Here is a 17,630-nt window from a genome sequence, read left to right on the forward strand (position 1 = left end):
CCTCACATCCAAAGAAACGCGGCCATGACATGATTTTGCTGACAAAAGTGCTTATTCATTGCGCATATATTTATCGATACCCACAGAGGGCTTCCAATTGCTATGAGGCTCAAAGTAATGCCAGAGAAGCGAAGATATACGACGAATAAGCTGGTGGGCTTGATTCGTTTCCGACCAACTTTGATCTTTATTATTTTTAGTGATGACCGAAAAAACATAGTCGCCGTGCGGGGCATTCACCAGAACCGTTTCAGATCGTGAAGCATCGACAGCTCCCTGCTTACTGGCAGCCTGCACATAAGGGGGAATCTGCGATAGCGCTCCTTCGTCCCAATAGATCCGGACAAGATTACGATAAATTCGTTCGCTGGCAGCGGGACTAACGACCTTCCCATTTCTAATCAAGGTAAACAAACGGCACATTTCGTAGGGAGTAGTAACGCCCCATCCGTATATTTTGCGTACCGGCTCCCGGCCTTCCACACGCGAATTAACACGCATTACCTTGAACCCGTTTTGATCAAGCCAGTTATTTATGTAAGTTCCGCTTACGAGCTTTTGAAGCCAGAGACTAGCGGTATTGTCACTCATCGTGATCATCAACATGGCTACTTTACTAAGATCAATTGTCTCATTATCTTTAAAAGAGCCTAAAATATCCACACCCGGATAAAGCAGAGAATCGCGATAAACCAACTTTTGATTATACAGCAATTCCCCCTTCTCTATTTTGTCCATCACCCCGCAGAGAATGCTCACCTTTATCATACTCGCAGTTGGAAACAGCGTATCCGCATTGATTGCAGCAGTTTTATTCGTTTTAAGGTTTTGTACATAAATACCCACTGTGCCGTCGAAGCCTTTTGCAGCATCCTGAAGCAATGCTGTAAGTTTTTTATCGACCTGGGCGAGCACGCTCACAGAGAAAAAAATGAGAAAAGACAGTAGCTTATATTTCATGTTTATTAAGGATGGTAAGCAAAAATAGCAATAATCATCCTATGGAGGCGGGCGTTAAGCGACATATTATTGAGGAGAATCAGAATTCGGCTAGCTGCTATTACCAAGGGCACAACAGCTAACCAAAAAGGATTGGAGCCGCTAAATCCTGGCTGGATGTTTAAGACACTTTTCTCTCACTTCCAAAAGATGATAAAAAGGATCGGTATGTTCTGTTTGCAGTTTGCCATTCCTCTTTAACCCTTTCAAAATAGTCCAGATTGGCCTTATCGATAATTCCTTCCTGCCGTACCAATTCCTGTCCGGCATTTAAATACAGCAAATGTTTTTCCTGAGCTGCTTTTTCTAGTTGTTCTAAAATTTCTATAGTGACCATGGTGCTTACCCTTATTCTACAATAACCAACTTTTCTCAAAAAAGTTGATCACAATAAAAAAAATTGCACAAACGACCTGTCGCGTCTGCCACCTTAAAAAGTCACTTTTACACCCCCAATTTGTGCAGTTGCCGGAGTAAATTTGATGTATATAAAATAAAAGGAACCACCTATGTCCGATGTATTTCAAGCAATCAAATGGAAGCTAGCTGAAGAAGACTACAAATTCCTGCATCTTTTTCTGTAAATTCGATTAATAATTTGACTTACAATGCGTTATTTCCTTTGTATCATTCTGCCTCCCGTTGCTGTTCTTACTACAGGACGAATAGGCGCTCTGATTTTGAATATTGTTCTCTGTCTCTTTTTTTGGATACCGGGAGTTATACATGCTATTCTGGTTACGAATGACTATTATGCCGACAAAAGAAACAGAAAACTGATAAGGGCTGTAAAGAACAGCAGATAAACCAGAAAAGAACACCAGATGTTCGCTTTCGCACAGTTCCGACCAGAGTCAACCCTCACAAAACACTAATAATCAACCATTTTAAATACAGGCATTTTAAATGCAGGATAAAACAAAAAAGGTTGATTCATGCTAAAAAATTTCTTTACTGTCGCTTTAAGGAACATTAGAAAAAACAAAGGGTATGCTTTTATTAACATAGTAGGGCTTTCCCTTGGCATCTGTTGCGCACTGATCATTTATATTCTCGTCAACTATCATTTAAGTTTCGACACGTTTCATAAGAGCACAGACCGTATTTACAGGGTAATTACAGAATTTCATCAGGAAGGTGTGGAACTTGAGCGAGCGGTGCCTCAGCCACTAGGTAAGGCTTTTCGAAACGACTTTGGTTTTTCTGAAAAGGCGGCGCGTATAGCAACATTGAACAGCAGCTTCATTGCTGTTCAATCAGGTAAAGAAGTAAAGAAATTCGACGAAGCAAATGGAGTAGCCTATGCAGAGGCAGAGTTCTTTGAAATCTTTAATTTCCCATTGGAAGAAGGCGACAAAAGAACCGCTTTGATCCAACCTAATACTGCGCTAATTACCCGAAATATCGCCAGGAAATATTTTGGCAAGGAGGAAGCTTTAGGGAAAACGATCAAAGTAAATAACAAAGACATTTTCACTGTGACGGGAGTTTTAAAAGATTTGCCGTCCAATTCAGAAAGAAAGAATGAGATATTCCTTTCTTATGATAATCTCAAAAACTGGAACCAGTGGATTGCAAGTGATAGTAGCTGGACCGGCGTTTTTGGTGGACTCGAATGCTACACTCTTTTAAAAAAGGGAGTACACCCGGAGACGGTTAATAAAGCCCTTGCAGGCTTATCAGATAAATACTACGACGAGGAAGACTCAAAAGTATTCAGGTTTATTCTGCAACCGCTAAAAAACGTTCATTTCAATACGGGGATGGATGGCGAGATATCCACAAAAACCCTTTATACACTGTCGGCAATAGGCGTGTTTCTTCTTATTGTTGCATGCGTTAACTTCATCAATCTTGCCACAGCGCAATCATTGAAAAGAGCAAAGGAAGTAGGCGTCAGAAAGGTACTGGGAAGCAAGTTCTGGGAGCAAGCGAGAACAGCATTATTTGGCTTTTCGGAAAAGAATTCACCATATTGGTTCTGCTGGCGTTTGTAATCGCTGCTCCTCTCGCAGGATGGGTTATGCATCACTGGCTGCAGAACTTTGTATATCATATTCCTGTTAACTGGCTAATCTTTTTAATATCTATTGTTATAACATTGGTAATTACCGCATTAACGGTAGGTTATCGGTCAGTTAGAGCTGCAAGAAGTAATCCAGTCCAAAGTCTGAGGATGGAATAGTGCTATTCGTTTCGGGCTGCGCGGAAATTATTAGCTTTGCCTGTTTAGAGATTAAATGCGCCAAGTAAGGAAACCGGTAAAGAGAAAGACGGCTAAAAGCACTGCACGTAAAAAGAAAACTGACAACAAATGGTCTTTACGCATCAGGTTGATCGTGGCAGCGATGCTTCTCATTTTACTTTCTCCCTTGTATTACGGATACGTTTTAAAACCCTTTTCAGCGACCTGGCAATGGATTAAAGATATAGGTGAAGACCCTGAATTTCCTACTTACTCCAGTTACGATATCCGCATTCCCCGTAAATACGGTATTCACGGGATCGACGTATCCTATGCACAGGGAAAAATCGACTGGCAAAAGGTAAAGGCGATGGAAGAAGACGATGTGCGAATACAATTTGCGTTTATAAAAGCAACAGAAGGAATAACGCTCGTCGATCCTTATTTTCAGCGTAACTGGCGTGAAGCTCCAAAAGCGGGTATCATTTGTGGTGCTTATCATTATTTCCATCCCCGGAAGAGCGGAAAGCAACAGGCCCGCTTTTTTCTTCAGACGGCCTCATTTGAAACCGGAGATTTGCCAATGATCGCAGATGTTGAAACATTGGACGGACTTCCTCCGGAAAGAATGCGAAGGGAATTAAAGTCCTTTTTGTCACACATAGAGAAAAAAACTGGCACTAAGCCGATTATTTATACGGGACTTAGTTTTTACAGGGATTACCTGAAAGACTATTTTGATGAGTATAAACTTTGGATTGCCCACTACTACAAGCCCGAACTAAAAGCCGGCGCGAATACCAACTGGTATTTCTGGCAGCTTTCTGACAAGGCTAAAGTAAGTGGGATCAACCACCCTGTCGATTTTAACGTTTTTAAAGGTGACAGTACTGCATTCAGACGTTTAATTTATCATTAAAAATTAGTATTTATTACCAGCAGCGTGGTAACCCTGATAGGCGGCAGAGAAAAGCCCCGCCGAAACTATTGATCCTGGCGGGGCTTTTTCCTTATATCTTAATGCTCATTACTTTTTTATTCTTGCGACTTTCTTCCGCCATAAAGCCCATGATATGGCTTTCGATGGATTCATCTATCGTTGAAGTAAGCAGTTTAGGATTCTGTTGCGCCACGGCCTGTACAAAATCACGAACGAGAAGAAGGTCACCTCCTCCGTGTCCGCTATTCTTGTATCCTTCCACGTCGTCTGCTGTAGGCACCAGCTTCAGTTCCTTTCTTGATCTGAAATCTGTTATGACAAGTTCTTCCATATCTCCCACCATGTCGCCCATTGACCCCATGACACGTGTTCTCCGTCCATGATAGGAAGTGAAAGCCTCCATGGAAAAATTTGCAGTGACATTATCTCCGAACAGAATGCTTGTTACATAGTGATCCGGCTGATCATTCTCCATACGATACACGCATCGTCCATAATTGGTGGTCTTCAACCGTTCCATAATCACTTCTGCATGTTTGCTCTTATCTTCGGGAAGATCGAGCACCGATGTCCGCGAACGCCGCTCATAGTACTCCTTGATGGCTGAATAAGGGCACTCTCTTTCAACTTTACATCCGTCTGTACAGCGGGCAGTGCTGCCTTCAGGGGCATTCTCCTTCTTAAACCACTTTAAATCGCCCATGGCAACAATCTCTTTTGCCGGTTTATCGATCACCCATTTTATGATATCAAGGTCATGACATGACTTGGCAAGGATGATTGGAGTAGTAGCCTTTGAATTGTGCCAGTTTCCTCTGACGTACGAATGCGCCATATGCGTGTGTTCAATAGGCTCAAAGTGTTGTATGCTGATGATTTCGCCTATAGCTCCCTTAGCTATCAGTTCCTTCATCTTTACGAAATAGGGGGCATAACGCAATACATGACAAACACCTACTATCCGACCCTTTTTCTTTGCAAGGGCAAGGATATCCCGGCACTCTTTTTCTGTGGGAGCAATTGGTTTTTCAAGAAGTATATCGTAGCCCATTTCAAGAGCTTTCATACAAGGCGCATAGTGCAGGTTATCGGGTGTGCTGATGATCACTGCATCGGCAAACTTTGGCCGCTTAAAAACATCTTCCCAGGTATTGAAGCGGTTAGATTCAACGATCTTATGCAACTTCGTGTGCCGCTCATTCCGTAAAGGGATCGGTTCTGCAACTCCTACTATCTTTAATTGTTCCGGAAACTTAACCGCATAACTTCCATAAACCGTTCCCCGGTTTCCGGCACCAAGGATTATCGCAGTAACAGGCTTCGACAGGGGCTTATGTAAGGGGTTTTCAGGCAGCGTATAGGCATACTTGTTTTCCGAAAGTTTGGCAAGCGCTTCGGCACTTATTACAGTAGCCCCTACGCTGATGCCCAAAGTTTTTAAGAGATTTCTTCTGTTCATTTGTGTGTTTATGAAGTTTTATAATGGATTCTAATCAGCACGAAAAGATAGTACAAAATCAAATAAATTCCAAAGACTACTTATAGAGAACTTCCCTACCGTAAAATGAGAAGATATAACACAATTAAACCACACTGAGTTACAAACAAGGCAACGACTTAGTGTAAAAGGCCAAAAAAAAACAACGTTATTTATCTTTTAAATAACTATTTTAGTTTTTTATTCAACAAAACAACAAAGAATGCACTTTCTTTCTTTTTTAGCAGCTTTCTTGCTGGTTCGGCGTATCCAAAAATATCTACAACCCTCGCCCTTATATCAGAAGTGGAACAGGCTGCTCAAAACAGCAGAAGCCTCCATTATAGTCCTTTTCGTTTTACTCGCTGTTTTTTCTACAGAAAAGATCAATTGCTTCGCGGGAAGCTTTATGTTGTTGGGAATTATCCTTTTTGCCGATAAGCAATATGATTTCAGGCATTATAAACCTTTGTTACACGCACATTATCCCCTGGTCGGATCAGTATTTTTAAATGGTCTTGTGTGGCTGGTTTTTCCTGGTTTCTATGATGAATGGGAGATTTACTTTCAATTTGCGGTGCTACTTGCTTTTGCCTGGATATATGTAAGATGGGCAAGCTCCAAAAAACAGCAGGAGCTGAAAATAGTAGCAAGCCGTAAAGATGAATTAGAGGTTATGGTTGCTGAAAGAACTGCAGAAATCAACAGGCAAAAAGACGAACTTCAGGAAGCGGTAAAAGAATTACAGGCAACACAAGCTCAACTGATTCAACAAGAAAAGCTGGCTTCTTTGGGAGAACTTACGGCAGGCATCGCTCATGAAATACAGAACCCATTAAACTTCGTAAATAACTTTTCGGAGGTAAGCACCGAGCTTCTGGAAGAACTTAAAACAGGTCCGCTTGAACAGCTTCCTGAATCAGAAAAAGAATATGCTGAAGAAATTATCAGGGACCTCACTCAGAACCTCGAAAAGATAACATTCCATGGTAAGCGAGCAGACAGCATTGTAAAAGGCATGCTTCAACATTCCCGTGCTAGCACAGGTCAAAAAGAACTTACCGACATCAATGCTCTCGCAGATGAATATTTACGGCTTTCCTATCATGGATGCCGAGCCAGAGACAAAAGTTTTAATGCCACCATGGAAACTCATTTCGCACCTTTTAGTCCCCAGCTAAAAGTAGTGCCGCAGGATATGGGGCGGGTGCTCCTTAACCTTTTCAATAATGCTTTCTATTCGGTATCAGAAAAGAAAAAGCAATCGGACGGGAGCTATCAACCGACAGTGGAAGTAAGGACGACACTGATAAACGGTTTTATGGAGATTAAGGTTAAAGACAATGGCATCGGTATACCCGAACATATTAAAGATAAAATTATGCAACCGTTCTTCACTACCAAGCCTGCCGGTGAAGGCACGGGACTCGGCTTATCCTTAAGTTACGACATCGTTGTTAAAGGTCACGACGGCAAAATAGACATTGAAAGTGAGGAAGGAGAATATACGGAGTTCACTGTATCTATTCCCGTTTAGCTTAAATATTAGAAACCCTATATGAAGATACTGGTAGTTGACGACGAGGCGGATGTTCAACCGCTTTTCCTGCAGCGTTTCAGGAAAGAAATAAGAAGTCATGAACTGGAATTTGATTTCGCTCTTTCCGGCGAAGAAGCGCTTCAATACCTTGAAGAAAGGCAATCAAAAGTAGTGTTGATTCTTTCTGACATTAACATGCCAGGCATGAGTGGGATTGAATTGCTCACGCATATCAGGAAGGAGTATGATGTACCACCTCCTGTTGTGATGATGATCACCGCCTATGGCGATGAAGAGAACCACCGGCAGGCGATAGAGCACGGAGCTAATGACTTTTTAACGAAACCTCTCGATTTCAATCTGCTTAAAGAAAAACTTAAACTTTTTGTGAATAATGGCTAAAATATTAGTGGTAGATGATGAAACTGATCTGGAACTATTGGTTAAGCAAAAGTTCAGACGAAAGATCCGTGAAAACATTTATGAATTTGTCTTCGCTCAGAATGGTGCCGAGGCACTGGAAAAACTTCAGTTGCATCCGGATCTTGACATCGTGCTAAGCGATATCAATATGCCGGTGATGGATGGACTTACACTATTAAACCGACTTCCTGATGTCAATCCGACGATAAAGGCCATTATCGTTTCAGCCTACGGCGACATGGAAAACATCAGGACGGCGATGAACAGAGGTGCTTTTGATTTTGTGTGCAAGCCGGTAAACTTCGAAGACCTCGATGTGACGATGGAGAAAACGATTAACCACGTGAGGCAGTTGCAAAACACCCTGAAAGCTATACGTGAGAATAATATCCTTAAGATGTATGTGGATGAAACCGTGCTTAATTTCATGAATCACAGAGAGTTTGAAAATACTATTATGAAAAACGAGACTCTTGAAGCGTCGGTTATGTTTGTAGACATCTGTGGCTTTACGGCGATCACTGAAAAAGTTCCGGCCAATGCAGTGGTCAACCTGATCAATACCTTGTTTGATAAAATAGTAAAGGAGATCATTGCCCTGGGTGGTCATGTGGATAAGTTTATGGGCGATGCTGTAATGGCGGTATTCAGGGGCGATTATCATCTCGACAGAGCAATAGACGCCGCCCTTGCTGTGAGAGAACAGTTGGAAGGGGCCGAAGAAATAACCGCTGGCGACAGGACTTTTAAGCCCGAAATATCGGTAGGCATAAATTCAGGGGAAATGATTTCAGGCAATATCGGATCTGCCTCGCTCAGACGACTAGACTATACCGTAATTGGCGATTCTGTTAATCTGGCGCAACGCCTGCAATCAGCAGCAAAGCCGGGACAAATAATCATCACGGAAGAAGTATATGAAAAAGCCAAAGAATCTTTCAGCTGTGAAAAAATAGGTGAAGTATCTTTAAAAAACAAGGCTAAACCAGTGATAATCTACCAGGTACTAGCTTAAACTAGTGCCTGGCTCTTCTCTTTAGCACCCCTCCTGCTGCTTCTTTGATCGAACTTGTGAATACAAACGCCTTGTTGTCTATCTCATGGACCATATTTCTTAACCGGCTCACCTCCAGCCGGGTGACTACGGTGAATACGATATCAACAGGGTTACTTATATCAAAACTTTCCTTAAGGAATCCACGCTCGCCTTTATATACAGTAATACCTCGCCCAAGTTCCATTACTAAACGCTCCTTTATCTCTTCACTCTGGCCTGATATGATCGTGACTCCTGTATATTCTTCGAGCCCTTCGACAACAAAATTAATCGTACGGGAAGCTGTGTAATAGGTAAGTATCGAATAGAGTGCTGTTGGCAGTCCCAGATGAAAAGCAGCAATCAGGAAAATTACAATGTTAATCCCAAGAATAATTTCGCTTATGGTAAAGCTAATGCGCTTTCCGGTATATAAGGCCAGCACTTCGATACCATCCAGCGCAGAACCGCCTCTCATGGCCAAACCCACGCCAATGCCCATAAACACGCCACCAAAGATAGACACAAGCAATTTATCTGTAGTAACCTGCGGAAAGGGCACTACAAGTAAACAGATACCAAGTCCTATTACAGCAGCAAGTGTTTTTAAAGCAAAAGTTTTGTTTACCTGATAAGCGCCCATCAAAATAAAAGGCAGATTAACAATGACTATTACATAAGCTATATTAAAGTGATATATCTCATGAAGCAACAGCGAAACTCCGGTAACACCTCCGTCGAAAAACTGATTTGGCACCAGAAAACTTTTTAAGGCAAAACCACAGAAAAGTATTCCGGTTATGGTGTAAACAATATCTGCAATCTGCTGGGGTAAACGTAGGATTTTCATTCGGGTAATTATTTATTTAAGTTTCTCTTTAATCTTGTCCAGGTGTTCGTTCTTCTTTGTATTGCGCAGATTGATGGCTGTCGTCGTAAAATAATGGTGTTCTTCTAAAAAACGAACCTGCATCTGGTTCCATTCATCCTCTTTTTTGATCGTACCGAGAAACTCCAGCTCTTTAAACAATTTTTCGCTCAGATCAAAAAAATCATCTCTTCCGAGATAATCAAGATCAGCGTCTGCAATAATCTCTTCAAGGTGATTTTTAGGGGTTTGGGGCAGTCTTGTGGCCATTATCATCCCGCAGATCTGAGAGATCTCGCTTTTCGTATAATTATATCGCGGCAACTCCTCTATGGCAATGCCGCACGATGCTTCCTCATGACCCGTGGTTTTCAGTAAGTAGCCGGAGTCGTGATAACATGCCGCGGTTAACAACAGCTTAAGATCGTACTCAGATATATTCTCCAGTCTTCCAATCTTATCGGCGGCCGAATAGACATCCTTTACATGTTCAATGCTGTGATAAGATAGATGCGATGAAAGTTCCTTGTTTAATTTATTGAGAATAAAATCTTTTGCACGCTCAAACTGCATATTTTTTTACAATTGCGGCCCTAATATACAAAGTATGTTGTAAATAGGCCGAAACGACTTATATGCATAAAAAAAATCGCTTTCAAATCATGGCCTTTGTGACCTCTGATTTGAAAGCGATTTCCTTATTCTATCCTGCGACTGAGAATTTATACTGTTAACTGACACAAACGACTGAGCGTTCAGCCAGTTCACATTCACTAAATCCTTAATCAAGCGTGGACATATCAATTACAAATCTGTAATGTACATCGCCACTTATGGTACGTTCATATGCCTCATTAATCCTGCTCATGGGGATTACTTCAACGTCGGAAGTAATATTATGTTCAGCGCAGTAATCCAGCATTTCCTGTGTTTCCTTAATACCTCCCACGAGGGAACCAACCAAACTGCGACGGCCAAGAATCAGGCTCACAGCATGAACATCCGAAGGCTTTGGCGGCACGCCGAGAAGCACCATTACTCCATTTGTTCTGAGCATTGCAAGGTAACTGTTATAGTCGTGTTCGGCAGATACCGTATCTATAATAAAATCGAAGGTATTAGCCAGTCCTGCCACTGTTTGCTGGTTAATAGTAAGCGCAAAATGATGAGCGCCCAGCTCCTGCGCGTCCTTCTCTTTACCAGGTGAACGGCTTAGCATTGTTACCTCTGCGCCCATTGATGCTGCAAGCTTTACCGCCATATGACCTAATCCACCTAATCCAACGACGGCGACTTTATCTCCTTTCTTAACACCCCAATGGCGTAAGGGAGAATAAGTAGTAATGCCGGCACATAAGAGCGGAGCAACTTTCTCGGCAGGAAGGCTCTCGGGAACCCGAAGCACAAAATCCTGTGTGACGACAATATGACTTGAATACCCTCCGTAAGTAATCGTTTTTTTATCCTGAAGCAATGAATTATAAGTCTGCGAATGGCCGTTTTCGCAGTATTGCTCATTGCCTTCCCGGCAGTTGTTACACTCGCGGCAGGAGTCGACAAAACAGCCTACTCCAACAAGGTCGCCTTCTTTGAATTTTGAAACGCCGTTGCCGGTGCGGGTAACCCTGCCTACTATTTCATGTCCGGGAACCACCGGGTACATGGTGCCGCCCCATTCATTTCTTACAGTGTGAATGTCCGAATGGCACACTCCGCAATACAGGATCTTAATCTCCACATCATCTGATCCAGGTTCACGTCTTTCTAACTGAAATGGTTCAAGTGGTTTGTCCGCTTTATGAGCCGCGTATGCTTTAACTAAAGTCATAATTTCTTTTTTTAATAACCCTATTATATAAGTAAAGTTACGTGGAATTTAAATTAATTCGGCAAGTGCTTCTTTTCTGAAGCCCTTCAATTCTCCAGTGCGGTTATCGCGTATTTTTTGCATCCACTCCGGATCTGCCAATAAGGGACGTCCAACTGCAACCAGATCAAAATCGCCTCTATCGAAGCGACGGAGCAACTCGTCCAGAGAGCTGGGCTGTGAACTTTCGCCCTGAAATGCGGCAAGGAACTCCCCTGTGAGGCCTACCGATCCAACCGTTATAGTAGGTTTACCGGTTATCTTTTTAGCCCATCCGGCAAAATTGAGATCTGATCCTTCGAACTCGGGTTCCCAGAAGCGTCTTTGAGAACAATGGAATATATCTACCCCTGCTTCAGCCATCGGGTTCAACCAGGCTTCCATCTCCTGCGGAGTTTGCGCAAGCTTATTGTTATAATCGGCAGGCTTCCATTGAGACAACCTGATAATTAAAGCAAAATCATCTCCTACCTGCCTTCTGATTTCTTTAATTACTTCGAGCGCGAAACGGCTGCGTTCGGGCAAACTCCTGCCTCCGTAAACATCGCTACGTAAATTGGTTTTCTCCCAAAAAAACTGATCAATAAGATATCCGTGTGCTCCATGAATTTCTATACAGTCAAAGCCGAGTTGTTTAGCATGATACGCGGCCTTCCCAAATGCGGTGATGGTATCAGCGATATCGGAATCCGTCATCGCCTGGCCGTTTTCGGAACCGGGCCTGTTAAGTCCTGATGGACCTTCAAATGGAGCATCAGGAAGCCAGCCGGAGTAGTGATTATCCATAACACCCATATGCCAGATCTGTGGGCCCATGCTTCCGCCAGCACTGTGAACATTGTTTATAACGTTCTGCCAGCCGGCTAATGCTTTCTCTCCATAGAAGTGCGGAATGTTCCTGTCGTTCGAAGATGCAGGGCGGTCAATCACTGTTCCTTCTGACAAGATCAGTCCTACCTCTCCTGCTGCTCTCTTCGTGTAATACACGGCAACATCATCAGTGGGAACTCCATCCGGAGAAAAAGAACGCGTCATCGGCGCCATCACAATGCGGTTCTTAAGGTTCAACGATTTCAGCTGGAATGGGCTGAAAAGACTATCTGTTTTCATATTTTAATTTTTTATACTACAAAACGTTGCTGATCAATTCTCCTAGCTCCTTAAAAGCTTCCTCGTTTCTCTTATAATATGTCCATTGCCCAATTCGCGTAGCCTTGATCAGCCCGGCTCTTTGCAATGTACTCAGGTATTCAGAGACAGTAGATTGAGTAAGACCCGCTTTCTTCTGTATCTGGCCTACACATACACCGGCTTCATCAAAACCCACAGACTCCTGAACGGGAAAGTACTTTTCGGGCTCTTTCAGCCACTGCAGGATCTCTAACCTGCTCCTATTTGAAAGTGCCTTGAATATTTCCAATTGATCCATGAGGGCAAATATATATCGGATTTTCCCGATATCCCTATCTGCTAAAGAATAATGACATTTACCTGATTGGGCCAGGAGTAGGCGGGCGGGTAACAATCTAAATAGCCTGAATTCGTTTTATCCCCTTAACAAACGACAATACAATCCCTTTATCATCCTCAATGTTAAATGATGCGACCGCATCGATTTTCAAAGTACCCTTTAAGACGGCATTACGAACATCAATTGACTCGTAAGCTCCCCAGGTTGACAGGTCTCCGAAATCAGCAACTGAAAACATTTTTGTTCTGTTTTTTCCTGCCGCGTCAAGTTCCTCGGTATAGTTTAATCCTATATCAGCCTTAATGTAGCCTGCCGGTGAAGCGACTTTGCAGTTCCGGATAAGAAGATGGAATATCTCTTTATTATTTAACGGTATGCGATGATAGGTATTCTCTTTTTCATTACTGTATACACCAGTGGCTATTTGCTCAAGCGAATGTAAAAGCAATTCAAAGTTTAGTTGCCTGACGAGCTGTTTTTCGTCGTCGTCAACAAATCCACCCGCCTCCACAAGAACTGTAGAAATTCCGCGACTCTGAAAGACTTCGCCCACTGCCCGGGGTTCATACTCCTCGCTCCAGCGGCCAACTTGTCCGGGAATCTTTGTATGCAACAAGTTGTAAACCGATGCCGCCAATTGCATTGCCTTTAACCTGGATGGAGTGACAGTAGCATTGCAATCTACCGGAGGTGCTAGCAAGGAAATCGCTGCGGACTTTCTGCTCCCGGTAACAGACCATAGCGTGTTTTGGTCGTGAAGGTTAAAAGCAAATGCTGGCTGTATTTCTTCCTGTGCATTCAGAAGAACCTTCGCCTCGGGCGTTTGCATTGCTAAAAAGTCGCGGTTAATATCAATGTTAAGGGCATTTCTTCTTTGAAAGAAGTCTGCACCGTCGGGGTTCAACATGGGAATAAAGTGCACGGTGCATTGAGACAATATCGTATTTCTTACATGTTCAAGATCGTTTGATCCTAGAAAATTTAGCAGGTCGAAAATGGCCATCGTCCCGGTAGGCTCATCCCCATGCATCTGACTCCAAATAAGAATATTCACTTTTCCATGGCCCGCAGATATACAAAATATTTCTTTGCCTAACACTGATTGACCAATTTGTCTTACCTTAAACAGACCTCGTTCCTTTATTTGTCGCACTCTGCTTTTTATAGAGTCGTGTTTAAAAAACCGGTCAACAAAAGAACCGTCACGATAAGCGCTGGCATGTAAATTCACCTGCCAAAAATAGAGAACAAAATTCTTACTTTTGCACATGCATGAAACCATTTTAGTAATAGGCGCTAACGGACAAATAGGAACGGAGTTAGTTACCGAATTACGAAATATATATGGCGGCAGCGAGGTAGTTGCCTGCGATATCCGGCGTCCTGACTATGATACGAGAAATGCCGGCCCTTTTGAATTTGTTAATGTTCTGGATAAAGACAATCTGAAAGCTGTTTGCCAGAAATATAAGCCTTCTACGATTTACCTTCTTGCAGCGATACTTTCGGCTACAGGTGAGCAGAATCCAAAACTCGCGTGGGACCTTAATATGAATGGATTGCTGAATGTGCTTGATTTTGCCATCGAATTTAACGTCAGGAAAGTATACTGGCCTAGTTCGATTGCTGTATTTGGCCCTGGTTCACCCAAGGATAACACCAGCCAATTTTGTGTGATGGATCCAAATACGGTATATGGAATCAGCAAGCTGGCTGGAGAACGCTGGTGTGAATACTATTTTCAAAAACACGGGCTTGATGTAAGGAGCCTGAGATACCCTGGGTTAATTAGCTGGAAAGCTGCGCCAGGAGGAGGAACAACCGACTATGCAGTTCACATTTTCCACGACGCCCTTAAAAAAGGCAGTTATAGCTCTTTTCTTTCTGCAGATACCCGTTTACCTATGATGTACATGGACGATGCTATACGCGGAACCATAGAACTGATGGAGGCTCCCGCGGCAAAAGTAAGCATCCGCTCGAGCTATAACTTCGCCGGAATGGACTTTACACCCGAAGAGCTTGCTTCTGAGATCCGTAAACATATCCCTGATTTTAAATTAGATTACACCGGCAGAGATCCGCGTCAACTTATTGCGAACAGCTGGCCACGATCTATCGACGATAGCTTCGCAAAAAACGACTGGAACTGGAAGACTAAATTTGATCTGCCGCAGATGACGGAAGAAATGCTGACGCATCTCAAGAAATAATTTATTATTAATTAAGTTTGACACTTTAAAGGTTCTGCCTGTCCACAGGCTTACTTTATACTTTTAACTTTAAACTTTACACATTATATGGGAAGAGCTTTTGAATTCCGTAAAGAAAGAAAATTTAAGCGTTGGGCGAAAATGGCTGTCCAGTTTACACGCCTGGGGAAAGAAATAGCGATGGCCGTAAAAGCCGGAGGGCCTCATCCTGAAACGAACTCGCGACTGCGTACTGCCATTCAGAATTCGAAAGCAGTAAACATGCCTAAAGACAGGGTGGAAGCGGCCATTAAACGGGCATCAAGCAAAGAAGAAAAAGATTACGAAGAAATTGTGTACGAAGGTTATGCACCACACGGTGTAGCTGTATTGGTAGAAACGGCGACTGATAATACCAATAGAACCGTTGCCAATGTACGTAGCTATTTTAACAAGACTGGCGGTACGTTAGGAAAAACAGGTTCTCTGGATTTCATTTTCAGCCGCAAATCGGTATTCCGTTTCGATCCAAAGGAACTCGACCTTGAAGAGCTGGAGTTCGAACTCATTGATGCCGGGCTGGAAGATCTGTTTGTAGAGGCCGATGAAGAAGGCAATGATATTGCCGTTATCCATACTTCATTTGAAGATTTCGGTAAAATGCAAAAGACCCTTGAAGAAAAAGGCATTGAAGTAAAAAGCGCTAAACTGGAACGAATCGCACTTTCAACTACAGAAATAAGTGAAGAACAGGCTGCCGACGTGCTGAAGCTTATTGACAAGCTGGAAGAAGACGACGACGTGCAGGCGGTTTATCATAATATGGCATAAAATTAGTATCAAGATATTAGTATCAAGTATCAAGACAATTATTAAAAGGATGCCAGTCGTAGCATTCTATGAAATGTACAATCTTGCTACTTGATACTTAATACTTGATACTTGATACCTGGCTCAATATGACTTTTGAAGAATTTTTCGCAAAAAAGAAGATAGACATTGATCAGCTTGCGAAAGCTGACCATGGCCTCTATACAGAATTCAAAAGCCATTTTGTGCTGATGGGCGAAAAGAGCTTCGACCATAGCAAAAAATTCTGGTTTAACAGGCTTAGGCGCCTGTATCACCTTCAACAGCCTGCAAAAGAAGCCACTACCCAAGTAGAAACACAGATAGCTTCGCAAGCCGAGCCTCTAAGTTCACCAACTATAGAGCAAGCTCCGGCTTCTGCTCCGGCTGCTTTTAAACCGAGGTTCAAAGCAACGAATGTCCCGGCAAAACCGGAAGCTCCTGGCGAAGTCGCAGACAAGAGGGACGAGGTTCCTTCTGAAGCGATTCCTGCACAGGCAAAAAGACCTCCCTTTAAACCAAAGAATGTCAAACCCATATCCGGCGCACCTTCCGAGGACGCTCAAACAGTGGAAAGCCGGCCGGGGCAAACTGAAGTGTCGGACATACCGGTAACAAGTCCCGCTGCTGCTGAGAAACCAGCTTATAAACCGAAGTTTAATATCCGAAACATTCCTAAGAAGCCGGCGGGGACGGAAGAGCAGTCGGGGCATACAACCGAAGAAAAGTCTTTTGCTGATTTGAATGATGTGCCAGAAAAGATCCCCGAACAAAGGCGCGATGAGGTGCCCGAAGTACCAAAGATCGTCGAACAAGAGGAGGTGAAGGCAAAACCAGCTTATAAGCCCCGGTTTAATCTTAAAACTATTTCTAATAAGGCAGAAAAGGAAGAAGATAAAGCTACTCGAGAACCACAGAATACACCGGAGCCGGGAGAAACAACAAACGTTCAGGAACCGCCTGCAGGGACCAATGAAACAAGCGCAGAAGATACAGACGTACAACCTTCCGACAAGCCGGCAAAGCCGATATACAAGCCCCGTTTTAACGCAAAGAATATCAAGCCTAAAACGGAAGAGTAAGATCTCTTCAGCGCCAAAGGGGAGAAACAAGGATGTCATTTTCCAGATGAATAATGCTATGCTTATTAATAATTAGCCCTGCATAATTTATTAGATTATGCAGGGCTGAAATTGCTGTCCAGACTAAAACGAGGAAATGTCTTTTATTGCAGGATCCACATTAACTGATTATTATCATCATTACCGTTATACTGGCGGGTAATGGCAGCCTGTACATTCTCAGAATTATAATCCAGCTCCTTCTGTGGGTAGGGCCATCTGACCGGGAACTTCGAAGCAGGGGTATTCCGATTTGTTGCACTGTTTAATACAAACGTGGGATAGCCGGTACGCCTGTTCTCGAACCATGCGGTATAATCAACATTATGAAAGAAACCAGCGATGTATTTCTGACTGATGATCTGCCTGATCTGCTCCTCGGTAGTTCCCTGTAAAGCATTCTGCTGTGCAAAAGTATCTGCATACGCAGCGCTTAGGAGCATATTATGAGAATAGCTTGACGGGGCATAATTAGCCAGAAACGCCATGGAGCCTTTTATTCCGTTCGCATAATAGGTTTGAGCTGGAGTCCCGCTGATCCAGCCTCTTACAGCAGCTTCAGCCAAAACAAACTGAAGATCCCAGTAATTGAACAACCCGACTGGCTCGGCATTGAACATTTCAACATAACGTTTATTTACGTCGCAGAAATTTCCCGAGTT

At 43.0% G+C, this 17,630-nt stretch carries 20 protein-coding genes; 10 read left to right on the top strand and 10 right to left on the bottom strand.

What is annotated here, in order from left to right; genetic code table 11:
- Positions 1–51: 51 nt before the first annotated feature.
- On the bottom strand, positions 52–960 hold the full coding sequence (locus tag BDE36_RS21640) for a serine hydrolase (RefSeq protein WP_141816442.1): 909 nt from the start codon (positions 958–960) through the stop codon (positions 52–54).
- A gap of 160 nt (positions 961–1,120) precedes the next feature.
- Positions 1,121–1,336: a hypothetical protein gene (locus BDE36_RS21645; RefSeq protein ID WP_128770381.1), complete on the bottom strand. Its 216-nt coding sequence runs from the start codon at positions 1,334–1,336 to the stop codon at positions 1,121–1,123.
- 271 nt (positions 1,337–1,607) lie between these two features.
- On the opposite strand from BDE36_RS21645, the gene BDE36_RS21650 reads away from it, so the two are divergent.
- The 4 genes from BDE36_RS21650 (at position 1,608) to BDE36_RS21665 (ending at position 4,103) form a co-directional block, all read left to right on the top strand.
- Entirely contained in the window at positions 1,608–1,805 is a 198-nt protein-coding gene (locus BDE36_RS21650) for a YqaE/Pmp3 family membrane protein (RefSeq protein WP_128770380.1), read from the top strand.
- Positions 1,806–1,934: 129 nt separating this feature from the next.
- Positions 1,935–2,996 carry an ABC transporter permease gene (locus BDE36_RS21655; protein WP_141816443.1) on the top strand — a complete coding sequence of 354 codons (1,062 nt, stop codon included), beginning with the start codon at positions 1,935–1,937 and terminating at the stop codon, positions 2,994–2,996.
- Complete coding sequence (locus BDE36_RS24380) at positions 2,975–3,184, top strand: ABC transporter permease (protein WP_394366868.1); 210 nt, start codon at positions 2,975–2,977, stop codon at positions 3,182–3,184. The genes BDE36_RS21655 and BDE36_RS24380 overlap by 22 nt, the downstream gene beginning before the upstream one ends.
- Before the next feature lie 55 nt (positions 3,185–3,239).
- Positions 3,240–4,103, top strand: coding sequence for a glycoside hydrolase family 25 protein (locus BDE36_RS21665; RefSeq protein WP_141816444.1), 864 nt, complete (start codon positions 3,240–3,242; stop codon positions 4,101–4,103).
- Positions 4,104–4,194: 91 nt separating this feature from the next.
- Here the strand turns inward: BDE36_RS21665 and BDE36_RS21670 are convergent, their stop codons facing one another.
- Entirely contained in the window at positions 4,195–5,583 is a 1,389-nt protein-coding gene (locus BDE36_RS21670; protein ID WP_141816445.1) for a Gfo/Idh/MocA family protein, read from the bottom strand.
- Between the two features lie 241 nt (positions 5,584–5,824).
- On the opposite strand from BDE36_RS21670, the gene BDE36_RS21675 reads away from it, so the two are divergent.
- The 3 genes from BDE36_RS21675 to BDE36_RS21685 are packed head-to-tail and all read left to right on the top strand — an operon-like array spanning position 5,825 to position 8,579.
- Positions 5,825–7,138, top strand: a complete 1,314-nt coding sequence (locus tag BDE36_RS21675; RefSeq protein ID WP_128770376.1) for a sensor histidine kinase — start codon at positions 5,825–5,827, stop codon at positions 7,136–7,138.
- Positions 7,139–7,159: 21 nt separating this feature from the next.
- Complete coding sequence (locus tag BDE36_RS21680) at positions 7,160–7,543, top strand: response regulator (protein WP_141816446.1); 384 nt, start codon at positions 7,160–7,162, stop codon at positions 7,541–7,543.
- A complete protein-coding gene (locus tag BDE36_RS21685) occupies positions 7,536–8,579 on the top strand; it encodes an adenylate/guanylate cyclase domain-containing protein (protein ID WP_202618185.1) in 1,044 nt (347 codons plus the stop codon). The genes BDE36_RS21680 and BDE36_RS21685 overlap by 8 nt, the downstream gene beginning before the upstream one ends.
- Before the next feature lies 1 nt (position 8,580).
- Here BDE36_RS21685 and BDE36_RS21690 read toward each other — a convergent pair whose 3' ends face one another.
- The 6 genes from BDE36_RS21690 to BDE36_RS21715 all read right to left on the bottom strand — a co-directional run bounded on the left by BDE36_RS21690 (position 8,581) and on the right by BDE36_RS21715 (position 14,076).
- Complete coding sequence (locus tag BDE36_RS21690; protein ID WP_141816448.1) at positions 8,581–9,450, bottom strand: YitT family protein; 870 nt, start codon at positions 9,448–9,450, stop codon at positions 8,581–8,583.
- Positions 9,451–9,462: 12 nt separating this feature from the next.
- A complete protein-coding gene (locus tag BDE36_RS21695) occupies positions 9,463–10,041 on the bottom strand; it encodes an HD domain-containing protein (RefSeq protein WP_141816449.1) in 579 nt (192 codons plus the stop codon).
- Positions 10,042–10,249: 208 nt separating this feature from the next.
- Positions 10,250–11,296, bottom strand: a complete 1,047-nt coding sequence (locus BDE36_RS21700; RefSeq protein WP_141816450.1) for an NAD(P)-dependent alcohol dehydrogenase — start codon at positions 11,294–11,296, stop codon at positions 10,250–10,252.
- A 48-nt stretch (positions 11,297–11,344) separates the two neighbouring features.
- Positions 11,345–12,445 carry an NADH:flavin oxidoreductase gene (locus tag BDE36_RS21705; RefSeq protein ID WP_141816451.1) on the bottom strand — a complete coding sequence of 367 codons (1,101 nt, stop codon included), beginning with the start codon at positions 12,443–12,445 and terminating at the stop codon, positions 11,345–11,347.
- Positions 12,446–12,461: 16 nt separating this feature from the next.
- Positions 12,462–12,764 (bottom strand): ArsR/SmtB family transcription factor, encoded by a 303-nt coding sequence (locus BDE36_RS21710; RefSeq protein WP_141816452.1) that lies wholly within the window; start codon positions 12,762–12,764, stop codon positions 12,462–12,464.
- 97 nt (positions 12,765–12,861) lie between these two features.
- Positions 12,862–14,076 (bottom strand): M14 family zinc carboxypeptidase, encoded by a 1,215-nt coding sequence (locus BDE36_RS21715; protein WP_161987755.1) that lies wholly within the window; start codon positions 14,074–14,076, stop codon positions 12,862–12,864.
- On the opposite strand from BDE36_RS21715, the gene BDE36_RS21720 reads away from it, so the two are divergent.
- The 3 genes from BDE36_RS21720 to BDE36_RS21730 all read left to right on the top strand — a co-directional run bounded on the left by BDE36_RS21720 (position 14,075) and on the right by BDE36_RS21730 (position 16,929).
- Positions 14,075–15,019: an NAD-dependent epimerase/dehydratase family protein gene (locus BDE36_RS21720; RefSeq protein WP_128770365.1), complete on the top strand. Its 945-nt coding sequence runs from the start codon at positions 14,075–14,077 to the stop codon at positions 15,017–15,019. The two genes, BDE36_RS21715 and BDE36_RS21720, sit on opposite strands and share 2 nt — an antisense overlap.
- An 87-nt stretch (positions 15,020–15,106) precedes the next feature.
- Positions 15,107–15,829: a YebC/PmpR family DNA-binding transcriptional regulator gene (locus BDE36_RS21725; RefSeq protein ID WP_128770364.1), complete on the top strand. Its 723-nt coding sequence runs from the start codon at positions 15,107–15,109 to the stop codon at positions 15,827–15,829.
- A gap of 128 nt (positions 15,830–15,957) precedes the next feature.
- Positions 15,958–16,929, top strand: a complete 972-nt coding sequence (locus BDE36_RS21730; protein WP_141816454.1) for a hypothetical protein — start codon at positions 15,958–15,960, stop codon at positions 16,927–16,929.
- 143 nt (positions 16,930–17,072) lie between these two features.
- On the opposite strand, the gene BDE36_RS21735 is transcribed toward BDE36_RS21730, so the two are convergent.
- The coding region (locus tag BDE36_RS21735) for a SusD/RagB family nutrient-binding outer membrane lipoprotein (RefSeq protein ID WP_141816455.1) at positions 17,073–17,630 on the bottom strand (558 nt) is incomplete at its 5' end.

The sequence above is a fragment of the Arcticibacter tournemirensis genome, from assembly GCF_006716645.1.
In the GTDB taxonomy this organism is placed as follows: domain Bacteria; phylum Bacteroidota; class Bacteroidia; order Sphingobacteriales; family Sphingobacteriaceae; genus Arcticibacter; species Arcticibacter tournemirensis.